Annotated in this window: 12 protein-coding genes, 1 pseudogene and 1 riboswitch; of the genes and pseudogenes, 11 read left to right on the top strand and 2 right to left on the bottom strand. The window is 53.0% G+C overall.

What is annotated here, in order from left to right:
- Positions 1-982: PTS transporter subunit EIIC (locus IKE44_RS12495; protein WP_287466067.1), on the bottom strand; the 982-nt coding region annotated here is incomplete at its 3' end.
- Positions 983-1,180: 198 nt separating this feature from the next.
- Between IKE44_RS12495 and IKE44_RS12490 the strand changes: the two are divergent.
- The 4 genes and pseudogenes from IKE44_RS12490 (at position 1,181) to IKE44_RS12475 (ending at position 5,839) form a co-directional block, all read left to right on the top strand.
- A pseudogene (locus tag IKE44_RS12490) lies at positions 1,181-2,042 on the top strand (IS982 family transposase).
- 125 nt (positions 2,043-2,167) lie between these two features.
- Complete coding sequence (locus IKE44_RS12485) at positions 2,168-3,835, top strand: glycoside hydrolase family 13 protein (RefSeq protein ID WP_287466066.1); 1,668 nt, start codon at positions 2,168-2,170, stop codon at positions 3,833-3,835.
- 42 nt (positions 3,836-3,877) lie between these two features.
- Positions 3,878-4,423, top strand: a complete 546-nt coding sequence (locus tag IKE44_RS12480; RefSeq protein ID WP_033013895.1) for a YfiT family bacillithiol transferase — start codon at positions 3,878-3,880, stop codon at positions 4,421-4,423.
- Between the two features lie 210 nt (positions 4,424-4,633).
- Positions 4,634-5,839, top strand: a complete 1,206-nt coding sequence (locus IKE44_RS12475) for an MFS transporter (protein ID WP_033013867.1) — start codon at positions 4,634-4,636, stop codon at positions 5,837-5,839.
- Between the two features lie 23 nt (positions 5,840-5,862).
- Here the strand turns inward: IKE44_RS12475 and IKE44_RS12470 are convergent, their stop codons facing one another.
- Entirely contained in the window at positions 5,863-7,047 is a 1,185-nt protein-coding gene (locus tag IKE44_RS12470) for a class I SAM-dependent rRNA methyltransferase (protein WP_033013866.1), read from the bottom strand.
- A 144-nt stretch (positions 7,048-7,191) separates the two neighbouring features.
- Positions 7,192-7,299, top strand: a riboswitch (TPP riboswitch).
- A 102-nt stretch (positions 7,300-7,401) separates the two neighbouring features.
- On the opposite strand from IKE44_RS12470, the gene tenA reads away from it, so the two are divergent.
- From tenA to thiS, 7 genes are read left to right on the top strand one after another with little or no spacing between them, the layout of a single operon-like run.
- Complete coding sequence (gene tenA / locus IKE44_RS12465; protein ID WP_049624770.1) at positions 7,402-8,085, top strand: thiaminase II; 684 nt, start codon at positions 7,402-7,404, stop codon at positions 8,083-8,085.
- A gap of 30 nt (positions 8,086-8,115) precedes the next feature.
- Complete coding sequence (locus IKE44_RS12460) at positions 8,116-8,706, top strand: ECF transporter S component (RefSeq protein ID WP_287466063.1); 591 nt, start codon at positions 8,116-8,118, stop codon at positions 8,704-8,706.
- Positions 8,707-8,718: 12 nt separating this feature from the next.
- The gene (locus tag IKE44_RS12455; protein WP_287466061.1) at positions 8,719-10,173 is read left to right on the top strand and encodes an ABC transporter ATP-binding protein; all 1,455 of its coding nucleotides are present in this window, start codon (positions 8,719-8,721) and stop codon (positions 10,171-10,173) included.
- Complete coding sequence (locus tag IKE44_RS12450) at positions 10,170-10,952, top strand: energy-coupling factor transporter transmembrane component T family protein (protein WP_033013862.1); 783 nt, start codon at positions 10,170-10,172, stop codon at positions 10,950-10,952. Before IKE44_RS12455 ends, IKE44_RS12450 begins: the two co-directional genes overlap by 4 nt.
- Before the next feature lie 20 nt (positions 10,953-10,972).
- Positions 10,973-11,596: a thiazole tautomerase TenI gene (gene tenI, locus IKE44_RS12445; RefSeq protein ID WP_033013861.1), complete on the top strand. Its 624-nt coding sequence runs from the start codon at positions 10,973-10,975 to the stop codon at positions 11,594-11,596.
- A complete protein-coding gene (gene thiO, locus IKE44_RS12440) occupies positions 11,580-12,716 on the top strand; it encodes a glycine oxidase ThiO (RefSeq protein WP_287466059.1) in 1,137 nt (378 codons plus the stop codon). Before tenI ends, thiO begins: the two co-directional genes overlap by 17 nt.
- Positions 12,713-12,916 (top strand): sulfur carrier protein ThiS, encoded by a 204-nt coding sequence (gene thiS, locus IKE44_RS12435; RefSeq protein WP_033011052.1) that lies wholly within the window; start codon positions 12,713-12,715, stop codon positions 12,914-12,916. Before thiO ends, thiS begins: the two co-directional genes overlap by 4 nt.
- The last annotated feature ends 1 nt before the right edge of the window (position 12,917 follow it).

The raw sequence follows: 12,917 nt of genomic DNA, 5'->3' as shown, positions 1-12,917 counted from the left end.
ATTCAATTGGTTCTGTAACTCCAGCAATAACAGCCGTTAAAGCGGCAGAGATTAATAGCCCTGCAACCTGTTTTCTTTTTTCTGGCTTTGCAGTAACATACATCGCTAATGCAATACCTGGAATGCCAAAGATTTTAGACATCCCATGCAATGCAAATCCGCCTTGCGGGAACATTTCCTTTAAAGAATGCGCAGATGTTGCGTATTCTGGTAAATGCTCGATCCAATACTTAGCGATTCCTCCTTCAACAACCGCAGGGCCAAAGACAAATGGACCGTAGATGAAGTGATGCAGCCCTGTTGGAATAAGTAAGCGCTCTAAAAATGTATACAACCAAACCCCAAGCACTCCTGAGCTTGCCAAAAATCCTTGTAAAGATGCAATGCCATGTTGTACGATTGGCCAAATATAGGCTGTTATTAAAGCAACTGGAAGCATCACAAGGAACGCAATAATCACCACAAATGATGAACCTTGAAAAATGCCAAGGAAATCTGGAAGCTTCGTATCGAAGAAGCGGTTATGAAGCGCTACAACAATAGAAGATATAACGATCGCTCCAATAATGCTCGTATCTAATGTTTTGATTCCCGCAATCATTGTCAAACCGCTAACTCCGCCAGCTTCCTGGCTGAAATCTACACCAAATTTATCTCCCCAAAGAGTCAATATAGCGTTAATAAAATAGTTGAATGTTAAATAAGTAACAATCGCTTCCATACAAGCTCTCGCATGGGCCTTTTTTGCCAACGCAATCGGAATGCCTATAACAAACAATAACGGCATTTGTCGGAAGACCGTCCATCCACCCTCTTCTACTACCGTCCAAAACTTGTACCACATTCCGTTCGGATCAGCAATGGATCCCATGATATCAGGATTTTTAAACAAGATGGTCAAGCCAACGACTATACCAGCGAACGGAAAAAGCAACACCGGTACAAACATAGCTGCACCAAACCGCTGAATTTTTTGCATCATGCCCACTCACTCCTTCTTCTCAAATTTTTTGATAACGCTTTCCTTTTCTTTATAACATGAACTTTTTTGGCAAACAACAAAACGGAAGTAAGCTGTTCGTTTTCACTTCTCTTGTTATTTTTCCCAAAATTCAAGAAAATTCCCAGAATGAGCAGCTATATATGGAATACTAGAGATATTCTTCATAGTCCACCATAAATTTTAAGAACAGATCGAGCCAAACTTCAAAAACAATATGTATCGATTTTGTGTTTTGTATCAGCTCAACTATCGAGTATCCAGATTCATCTTCAACGTCGAAATCTTCATTTGTTGAAACAGAAGGGCGAGGTCATCATCGCCGTCCATGTCCTTGGAAAGTTGTTAGGCTTCACTTCCGAACGGGCTTGGCATCGGTTTGTGATCGGGAATTTGTTTTCCAAGGACTTGTTCCCTGAACGTTCTCGATACAACCGTCGCTGCCGAGCGCTTGGCTTTGCGATCAAGTGGATGCGGCACCAGCTGGCCAAGCGTGGACAACACCATGCGTATGCGATCGTGGACAGTTTGCCGATCGAGCTGTGTCATTCATCCCGAATGTATCGCGCCAAACGGTTTCGTGGAATTGCGGATATTGGCTATTGTGCTTCGAAAAAGATCGCTTTCTATGGGTTGAAACTTCATCTGCAGGTCACCGACCAAGGGCTTCCGATGGGATATGTCGTCACTGAAGCGTCTTGTCACGATCGGGTGGCCGCTGAAACCGTCATGATGCAAATTCCACATCCATATAACCTAGGTGACAAGGGTATATCAGCCAAACGCTGCAAAAGAAGCTGTACGAAGAGCATCGAGTCGCTTTTTGGACGCCCGTTCGAAAAAATCAGCGAATTCGCCAATCGGACGCATGGAAACAGTGGATGAAACGAAAACGCAAAGTGTTGAAACCGTGTTTTCGATTTTAGTCGATTCGTATCGGATCACCGAGATTCGAGCGAACTCGGTTTCTGGATTTGAAACGGCACTGGATGGTATTTTACTGGCTTACTCCCTTGTTGTTCTTGGGCTAGTTGAGCGTTAAGACTCAACTAGCACCACGGGTTCATCAATCATTTTTTCGCTAGTCTTGAAAAAAGAGAGTTGTATATTTCCGTCATGTAGTGTACAGTGGATAGTGAAAACGTGTGCACAAAGGGGGAGGAAGCCTTGAAAAAAACATGGTGGAAAGAGGGCGTCGCCTATCAAATTTATCCGCGCAGCTTTATGGATGCCAACGGCGACGGCATCGGCGATCTTCGCGGCATCATCGAAAAGCTGGATTATTTGGTGGAGCTTGGAGTCGACATCGTTTGGATTTGTCCAATTTACCGGTCGCCGAACGCCGATAACGGATATGACATCAGCGATTATTATGCCATTATGGATGAGTTTGGAACGATGGATGACTTCGATGAATTGCTTGCCCAAGCCCATCGGCGCGGGTTGAAAGTCATTTTGGATTTGGTCATCAACCATACGAGTGATGAGCATCCGTGGTTTATCGAATCGCGGTCATCGCGCGACAATCCGAAGCGCGACTGGTACATTTGGCGTGACGGCAAAGACGGGCGCGAACCGAACAACTGGGAAAGCATTTTCGGCGGCTCGGCGTGGCAGTATGATGAGCGGACGGGTCAATATTATCTGCATATTTTTGATGTCAAACAGCCCGACTTGAACTGGGAAAACAGTGAGGTGCGCCAGGCGCTTTATGAGATGGTCAACTGGTGGCTGGATAAAGGTATCGACGGCTTTCGTATCGACGCGATCTCCCACATTAAGAAAAAGCCGGGTCTTCCCGATTTGCCAAACCCGAAGGGGCTGAAGTATGTACCGTCGTTTGCCGGTCATATGAACCAGCCTGGCATTATGGAATATTTAAGAGAGTTGAAAGAGCGAACGTTTGCGCGATATGACATTATGACGGTCGGCGAGGCGAACGGAGTAACGGTTGATGAGGCCGAACAATGGGTCGGGGAAGAAAACGGCGTGTTCAATATGATTTTTCAGTTTGAGCATCTAGGGCTATGGGAAAGGAGTGCGGATGGTTCCATCGATGTCCGCCGCCTAAAGCGGACGTTGACGAAATGGCAAAAAGGGCTTGAAAACCGCGGGTGGAATGCGTTGTTTTTTGAAAACCACGATTTGCCCCGCTCCGTTTCGACGTGGGGCAATGACCGCGACTATTGGGCGGAAAGCGCCAAGGCGCTCGGCGCGCTCTACTTTTTCATGCAAGGGACGCCGTTCATTTATCAGGGGCAAGAGATCGGGATGACGAACGTGCGGTTCGATGACATCCGTGATTATCGTGATGTGTCCGCTCTTCGCCTGTATGAACTCGAACGGGCGAAGGGGCGGACCCATGAGGAAGTGATGAAGATCATTTGGCAAACCGGGCGCGACAACTCGCGCACCCCGATGCAATGGTCTGATGCCCCAAACGCTGGATTCACGACAGGTACGCCATGGATCAAGGTGAACGAAAACTATCGTACGATCAATGTCGAGGCCGAGCGGCGCGACCCGAACTCGGTATGGTCGTTTTATCGACAAATGATTCAGCTTCGGAAAGCGAATGAGCTGTTTGTTTACGGAACGTACGATCTGCTTTTGGAAAACCACCCATCCATTTACGCGTACACAAGAACGCTCGGACGTGATCGCGCGCTTGTAGTCGTCAACTTGTCGGACCGCCCGTCACTTTACCGCTATGACGGCTTCCGCCTTCAGTCAAGCGATTTGGCGCTCTCGAACTACCCGGTCCGTCCGCATAAAAATGCGACGCGTTTTAAGCTGAAACCGTACGAGGCGCGCGTATACATCTGGAAAGAATAAGAAGGAATTTGCCTTTCTGTGTGGAATGAATACGGAAGGGAGATGATCAACACGGGGACGGTCGATCCGATTCGCTACCCGATCGGAACGTTTCAAGCGCCGCAGCAGTTTGAGGATGGGAAGGTGCAAGAGTGGATTGCTGCCATCCGCGGGCTGCCGAACGACTTAAGGGCCGCTGTTTTCGGCTTAAACGATGAGCAGCTCAACACGCCGTACCGCGACGGCGGCTGGACGGTGGCCCAAGTCGTCCACCATTTGGCCGATGCAAGCATGAACGCGTTTTTGCGCACGAAATGGGGAGTGACGGAAGACGACCCAACGGTGAAGCCGTTTGCGGAAAGCGAATGGGCGAAAACGGCCGATGCTTGCTCGCTGCCCATTGAACCGTCGCTTTTATTGCTTGACGGACTGCATGCACGGTGGACGACGCTGCTCGAGTCGATGACAGAAGCCGATTTTCATCGCCTCATCCAACCGGAAGGAGCGTTGCGGCCGATGCCGCTGTACGTATTGACCGCGCTGTATGCATGGCATGGCAGGCATCATACGGCGCAAATTGTGTCATTGCGGAAACGGAAAGGATGGTAAAAAGCCGCCGATTGGCGGCTTTTTTTACTCGATCGGCCGCACCGCTTGGGGCGGCCGATATATAGGCTCGCTCCGGAGAAAAGCCGCCTTTGCGCGGCTTTTTTCAAAAAACGTGCTGGACAAACATTTTTGTTAAACGAAAACATACAGTTATGCTATACTGACAAATATTAAGGGACACGAAATATATATCGTACAAGGGGGATCGGTATGAATGCGCAACAAAGGCAAGTTGTTGCGGAACAGAAAGAAAAAATTTGGACGCGCAATTTTATTTTGATTTGCTTGGCCAACTTTTTCATTTTTCTTGGATTTCAAATGACGCTGCCGACACTGCCGCTGTTTGTCGAACACTTAGGCGGCAACGACCAGCTCATCGGCCTTGTCGTCGGGATTTTCACTTTTTCCGCACTTCTCGTCCGTCCGTTTGCCGGCCATGCGCTTGAGACGCGGGGACGGCGGTTTGTCTTTTTGCTTGGGCTGCTCATTTTTGTCGTTTCGGTCGGTTCGTACAGTGTCATCACCAGCATGCTTCTTCTCTTTTTGATGCGCGTCGTCCAAGGAATTGGCTGGGGGTTTTCGACAACCGCTTCCGGAACGGTGGCGACGGACATCATTCCGGCCAGCCGCCGCGGGGAGGGAATGGGTTATTACGGATTGTCAGGAAACATCGCCCTCGCTTTCGGTCCGTCGCTTGGACTTGTGCTTGCCGCTATGATTCCGTTTAGCCATTTGTTTCTGATTTGCGCTCTGCTTGGCGTTGCTTCCGTATTGTTTGCGGCGGCCATCACCTATAAAAAAGTGGAGGGAAGGCCGCGCTATGAGACGAACAAGTGGGACCTTTACGAAAAAACGGCGCTCGTTCCGTCCGTGCTTCTCTTCTTTTTAACGGTGACGTTCGGCGGCATTGCTTCGTTTTTGCCGCTATATACGGCGCAAAAAGGGATCGGCGGTTTGCAGCTGTATTTTTTGCTTTATGCGCTCGCCCTGATGGTGACGCGCACGTTCGCCGGCCAGCTGTATGACCGGAAAGGGCATCGGGCTGTCTTTCTCCCAGGTGCGGGGCTCATTTTGCTTGCGATGCTGCTGCTCTCCTGGCTGCCGGGGGAATGGGCGCTGCTTTTGGCGGCAGTATTGTATGGCTTCGGTTTTGGCATGGTGCAGCCAGGGCTGCAGGCGTGGTCGGTTGAGCGGGCCCCTGTTCATCGGAAAGGAATGGCGAATGCAACGTTTTTCTCCTTTTTTGATTTAGGCGTTGGCATCGGGGCGATGGTGTTTGGCCAAATCAGCCACTGGTTCGGCTATCCGAGCATTTATGTAACCGCCGCCGGTTCGGTGCTTGTTTCGATGCTCGTTTACTTGAGCGTGCTGCGCAAAGAACAACCTTTTCATCCGCGGCAAGAAAGAAACGCTTAAGGTTTGTCCTTAAGCGTTTTTCTTTAGCGCCGCGAGTGCACTTCGTAGATGGCAAATTTTAAATAGTCGCCTTCATTGGCGGCAAGCAGTTTCGGGTGGTCATAGCCGGCGCCGTTCCAGTACACTTGTCGGAGCACTTTTTTGGCGTCAAACGCCGCATCGGCGATCATCTCTTGGAACATGTGCGGGCGAACATGGTACGAACAGCTCGACGTGACGAAAAAGCCGCCGTCTTTGACGAGTTTCAACCCGTTCAAATTGATGTCTTTATAGCCGCGCAGCGCTTTTGGCACCGCGTGGGCCGATTTGGCGAACGCCGGCGGGTCGATGATGACGACATCCCACTGTTTGCCGGATCGCACTGCTTCGCGTAAGTAATCGAATGCGTTGGCGACGACAAATTCTACATTTGTGAATCCGTTTAAGGCCGCATTTCGTTTTGCCGTCTCAATTGCATGCTCGGAAATGTCGACGGCGGTGGCGTGCTTCGCTCCGTACAGGCAGGCGTTCAGCATAAATGAGCCGGTATGGGTGAAACAATCAAGCACCGTCGTCTCCGGGCCGATGAGCGGGCGGAGGGCGGCGCGGTTTTGCCGCTGGTCGAAGAAAAAGCCGGTTTTTTGCCCGTTTTCAATGTCGACAATGTATTTCACGCCGTTCTCCTCGATTTCCATCTCCGTCTCCGCTTCCCCGTACCAAAACCCTTTTTCCTGTTTGAGACCCTCAAGCTCCCGCACGGACACATCGTTGCGCAAATAAATGGCCCTTGGAGCGAACACGTCAAGCAAGCCGCGCAAAATCCACTCTTTGTGCACTTCCATCCCGAGCGCCAAAATTTGCACCACAAGCACGTCCTCATATTTATCGACGATGAGCCCCGGCAGAAAATCGGCCTCGCCGTAGACGGCGCGGCATGAACGGACGCCCGGGAGCATCCGTTCGCGATACGCCCAAGCGCGGCGGATGCGCTCAATGAAAAACCGCTCATCGAGCTCGTCATCCGGGTTTTGCGTCAACACCCGGACGATGATTTGCGAGGCTGGATTGATGTAGCCTTTCGCCAACCAGTACCCTTGATGGTTATAGACATCGACAAAATCTCCCGGTGTGATGTCACCCTCGATACGGTCGACTTCGCTCTGAAAAATCCACGGATGGCCTTGTTCGAGCCGTTTTTTTCGTTGCCGCTTCAAGATCACTTTCGCCATCAGTTCCAACTCCCATCCGGTAATCAATCGTTGCGCTTTTATCATAGCGAATTGCGGAGCGCGGCGCAATGACAGCCGAAAAAAAAGGTTGACAACCGATGCGGCCGTGATATGATAAATGTAAAGAAAATTTCATCACAATCAGACATCCACTAGGGGGGCCTGTAAACAGGCTGAGATCAAAGTGTGACTTTGAGACCCTTAGCACCTGATCTGGGTAATGCCAGCGTAGGGAAGTGGAGGAGCTGCAGGCCGGCTTTGGCCGCATTGGAAAATCTGTATGCTCGCGCCGCCTTCTTTACGCGAATCGGTAAAGAAGGCGGCGCTTTTATTTTGGAAAAAGGGGGAATACGAATGTCGTTTGCAAGGCGCGTGCGCCAGGCGGCTGATCCGATCTGGCAGGCGAGTTTCCGTCACCCGTTTGTCAAAGAGCTTGGCGAAGGAACGTTGGATCGCGCAAAATTCCGCTATTATGTCATGCAAGATGCGTACTATTTGCGCCATTTTGCCCGTGTGCAGGCGATCGGGGCGGCGAAATCGCCGGATTTGGCGACGACGGCCCGGCTGGCGCACCATGCCCAAAGCACATGCGAAGCGGAATTGTCGCTTCATGAAACGTTTGCCGGACTGCTTGGCATCACCGAAGAGGAACGGGCTGCGTTCATGCCGGCGCCGACGGCTTACGCGTATACATCGCATATGTACCGGGCGGCGTATGAAGGGCATTTGGGCGATGTCATTGCCGCGATTTTGCCGTGCTATTGGCTGTATTACGAAATCGGTGAGCGGCTGAAAACGTGCCGGCCGAACGATCCGATTTATGAAAAGTGGATCAGTACATACAGCTCCGATTGGTTTCGCTCGCTTGTTGAGGAGCAGATCGACCGGCTTGACGCCATTACCGCTGCCGTGACTGAGGAAGATCGGCGCCGGATGGAACAGCATTTTTTGATCAGCAGTGACTATGAGTATCAGTTTTGGGAGATGGCGTACCGACTGGAGCGGTGGCCATCGGCCGAACTCATGAAGAGCCGGTGAAACGGCGACAACACGAAAGGAGGAGTTTTCATGGGAACAACATCGAAAGGGTTGAAACTGGCCGATATTTTAACGACGATTGTCATTGCCGTTGTGTTCGGCGTCATTTACAAAGTGTGGGGGCCGTTGTATGAAGTGGTGAAAGTATTCGGGTTTCATGCCGATCAACTGATTTATGGCATGTGGTTTATCGCGTCGTCGCTTGCGTATTTGCTAATCCACAAACCGGGGGTGGCGCTGCTTGCCGAGATCGCGGCTTCATCGGGCGAGTTGGTGATGGGGTCGCAGTGGGGGCTTGAGGTGTTGATTTATGGGGTTGTACAAGGGCTGTTTGCCGAGCTTGTCTTTGCGGCGTTCCGCTATCGGCGGTTTGACGTGTTTGTCGTGTCGCTCAGCGCCGTCGGCGCGACGGTCGGTTCGCTGATCATGGACTTTTACAAAGGATATATCGAGGCGCTCGCCCCGTGGAACATGGCGCTCTTTTTGCTGGCGCGTTTTGTCGGCGCCGTTCTTATCTCCGGCGTGTTCGCCGTTTCGTTGGCCAAGGCGCTTGAGAAAAACGGGGTGACGCAAATGTGGCGGCCGGTTTCCAAAGAGGACTATGATGCGCTGAACCGGTAAGGGGAATGACCGATGAAGCAAGCCATTGTCATCGAACAGCTGCGCCTGAAGTTTCCAGGGCATAGCGACTTATTGTTCCGCGATTTGTCGCTGTCCGTTGCTGCCGGGGAGAAAGTGCTTCTCCTCGGCCCGTCTGGATGCGGCAAGTCGACGCTTTTGCAAGTGATGGCCGGCATCATTCCCCACTCGATCGACGTGCCGATGAAAGCCGGGCGCCTTGAGCGGCCGGAACGATGGGGATATGTGTTTCAAGATCCGGTTACGCAGTTTTGCATGCCGTATGCCGATGAGGAAATCGCGTTTGCCCTCGAAAATCGAAGTGTGCCGCGCCGCGAGATGCCCGCCCGCATCCGCTTGCTGTTGGACCAAGTCGGGTTGGCGATCGAACCGCACACCGACATTCATACGCTTTCCGGCGGGATGAAGCAGCGGTTGGCGCTCGCTTCTGTTCTTGCGCTTGAGCCGGATGTTTTGTTTTTGGATGAGCCGACGGCTTTGCTCGATGAGGAAGGGACGAAAGCCGTATGGCAGGCGGTGCGGGATGTGAGCCGGGACAAAACGGTCGTCATCGTCGAGCATAAAATCAACCATGTTCTTGACTTCGTCGACCGGATTGTGTTGCTTGGCAGCGACGGGTGCATCATCGCCGATGGAGGAGCGAGGGAAGTATTTTCCCGATATAAGGACGTCATGACGGCGGAAGGCATTTGGCACCCGGACGTTTGGGAGGAATGCGGACCGATCGTGCGCCGGGAGGAAAGGCAGGAAGGCGAGGAGCTGATCCGCCTTCACCGTTTCCGCGGCTTTCGCGGCCGGGAGGTGAAAATCAGCGTACCGGAGGCGGTTGTGCGGGCGGGAGAATGGATCGCCGTCACCGGCCGAAACGGCGCGGGCAAAAGCACGCTTTTGCATGGGTTGATGCAACTGATTCGCACCGAAGGCGAATATACATTGTTCGGGGAGGATATCGAGCTCCGGCAGCCGCTTTACCGCCATATCGCGTTCGTGTTTCAAAATCCCGAATTTCAATTTGTCACCCATACTGTGCGCGATGAACTGGCGTATTCGCTGCGGCTTGAGGGGCGATCTGAAGAGGAAATCAATGAGACGGTCACCCGCCTGCTCAGCGCGTTTGGCCTTGACGGAAAGGAAGAAGTGCATCCGTACCAGCTGTCAGTCGGGCAAAAACGGCGGTTGAGCGTGGCTGCTTCGATCGTCGCCGGTCAACGCCTCTTTTTGCTTGATGAGCCGACATTTGGACAGGATGCGAAAAACACGTTTGCGTTGTTGGCGATGTTGGAGTCATACCGAAGGCAAGGGGCGGCGATCATCATGGTCACCCACGACGAACAAATTGTCCGTCGTTTTGCGACGAGACGATGGGTGGTGGAAGACGGAGCGCTTGTTCGCGATGAGCGCCTCGCTGCTGTGGAGACTGTATTGGCTGAAGGAGGAACATGGCGATGAACTGGGACATTCAGCGCCGTGAGACATGGCTTTATGAAGCGAACCCGAGTTTGAAGCTCATTGTGCTCGTCATGCTCTTTTTTGCGGTGTTGTTCATTCATAACCCGAACGTGCTCATCAATTTGTCGCTCGCCCTGTTCGTTTTGTTTTGCTTCGGCACCGGGTATCCAGCAAAGCTGCTTGTTTGGCTGTTTTTGCCGTTTTTCCTGATCTTTGTTTCCACTGCTTCATCGATGATGATGTTTGGCGAAGGGACGACAACGTGGTTTCGCTGGGGGCTCATCCACGTAACAGCGGAAAGCTTTTGGCGCGGCATGCATCTCGGATTTCGCGCCTTGTCGCTCGGGCTGTTAGGCTTGATTTTTTCCTTGACGACTCGGCCGGTGCAGCTGTTTTATTCGCTCATGCAGCAATTGAAGCTGAAACCGAAGTATGCGTACAGTTTTTTGGCGGCGGTCCGCCTGCTGCCGATCATGATTGAGGAGTTTCAAACGGTCCGGTATGCGCTGAGAGTGCGCGGCGTGCCAAACCGCGGCGGCCTTGGCAAAGTGAAGCGTTATGCCATCCCGCTTTTGGCACAAAGCATCCGCCGCGCCCAGCGCATCGCCGTGGCGATGGAGGCGAAACAATTTTCCAACAGCGGCCAGCGTACGTTTTATTATGAAATCAAGTTTGGCAAATGCGATATTTGGTTTGTCGTCTTGACCGTTGCGTTGTTGGTTGCCGCTTATTATGCGGGCGTCCATTACCCGTATATTTCAGTCCATGATGTAAGGTAGGCAGAAAGAAAGGGATTGTGATGGGGGCTCTTCACTTCATTTCCACCGGGCGGCAAACAGCCGACGAATTCGCGGCCATTTGTGCGCGTATCCATCCGTATGCGGATGCCATTCACATTCGCGAGAAAGAAAAAACGGCGCGCGAAGTGGCCGAGTTTGTCACCGCGCTGCTTTACACCGGGGTGCCGCCGCAAAAAATCATCGTCAATGACCGTGTTGACGTCGCGGCCGTCTACGGTGTCGGCGGGGTGCAGATCGCGTCTCACAGCTTGCCGGTGCGTGCCGTCCGCCGTTCGTTTCCGGACTTGACAGTCGGCTGTTCCGTGCACAGCCTGACGGAGGCGAAGCAGGCGGAAGAGGACGGCGCTCACTTTTGCCTGTACGGCCATATGTTTCCGACTGCCAGCAAGCCTGGATTGCCGCCGCGCAGCATCGATTCGTTGCGGGAGATGGCCGCGTCCGTCTGCATCCCGGTTATTGCGATCGGCGGCATTCATGCCGGCAACGCCTGCCGGGTGATGGAGGCCGGTGCCGCGGGAGTGGCGGTGTTATCGGCTGTCTTTTTAGCGCCTGATCCGGTTGTGGAAGCAAGACGTTTGGCGCAAATCGTGAAAGGGGAGAGGAAAAATGGGGGCACATTATGATGTCGTCGTTGTCGGCGGTGGGGTGATCGGGGCGGCGACAGCTTTTGAGCTCGCCAAACGGCGGCACCGCGTGGCGATTTTCGAAAAAGGAACAATGACCGGCGAAGCGTCAAGCGCGGCGGCCGGTATGCTGGGGGCGCAATCGGAGTTCGCCGCGCCGAGTCCGCTCATCCCGCTCGCCCTGCAAAGCCGGGCGCTCGTGCTGGCGCTCGCTGCGGAATTGCGGGAGAGAACCGGTATTGACATCGGACTTGTCGAAAAAGGAATGCTCAAAGTTGCGACGAATGCGGAAGAAGCGGAGGAGTTGCACCACCATTATACATTTTGGAAGGAAATGGGTGAGACAGTTCACTGGCTGGCGACAGAAGAAGCGCTTAAGCTGGAGCCGCGTCTTGCGGGCGAGGCGCTGGCCGGCGCCATGTACATTCCCGGAGACGGGCAAGTGAGCGCCCCGGATTTGGCTGCCGCTCTTGTTTCAGCCGCTGTCTCCGCCGGTGCGCATTTGTATGAGCATACGGAAGTGTTTGACATTCGTTCGGATGTTGGCGGGCATACCGTGGAAACAGCGAGCGGAACTTTCGCTGCTGCCGCTGTCGTGATCGCCTCGGGCGCCTGGGCGGCGCGTCTGGGGGCCGCGCTCGAGCTGCCGCTTTTTGTATTCCCGGTCAAGGGGGAATGCATCATGGTGCGTACGCCAACCCCGCTCGTGCAAATGACGGTGTTTGCGAAAAATGGCTGTTACATCGTGCCGAAGCGCGGCAACCGGCTGCTGATCGGTGCGACGTCCACGCCGGGGACGTACGACCGGCGCGTGTCAATCGCGGGGGTGATGAGCCTGCTTCGCCGTGCCGCCCGTGTGCTTCCAGATGTCGAACAGGCAGAATGGGTGAAGGCATGGAGCGGTATCCGACCGCAAACGAAAGACGGTTTGCCCTATATCGGCGAGCATCCAAAGCGGCGCGGGATATTTGTCGCTGCCGGCCATTACCGGAACGGCATTTTGCTTAGCCCGCTCACCGGCCGGCTGCTTGCCGACCTAGTAGAGCGGAAAGAGCCGGCGTTTGACTTGTCACCGTTTTCATTAACGCGTCACGCGGAAGAAAAGGTGGGGGTTGAATGAATTTAGTCATTAATGGCGAGAACGTTGCCGTGCCGGACGAAGTGAAAACGGTCAGCGATTTGCTCGCCCATTTTCGACTTGATCAAAAGCTGGCCATTGTCGAAGTCAATGTTCGCATTATTCAAAAGCATGAATACGCGGTGACGGCGTTGGCGGACGGCGACCGCGTCGAAATTGTTCATTTTGTAGGAGGCGGTTGAA

This window comes from Geobacillus sp., assembly GCF_017515625.1.
GTDB classification, from domain to species: domain Bacteria; phylum Bacillota; class Bacilli; order Bacillales; family Anoxybacillaceae; genus Geobacillus; species Geobacillus stearothermophilus.
This window is presented reverse-complemented; position numbering and strand designations above follow the sequence as displayed.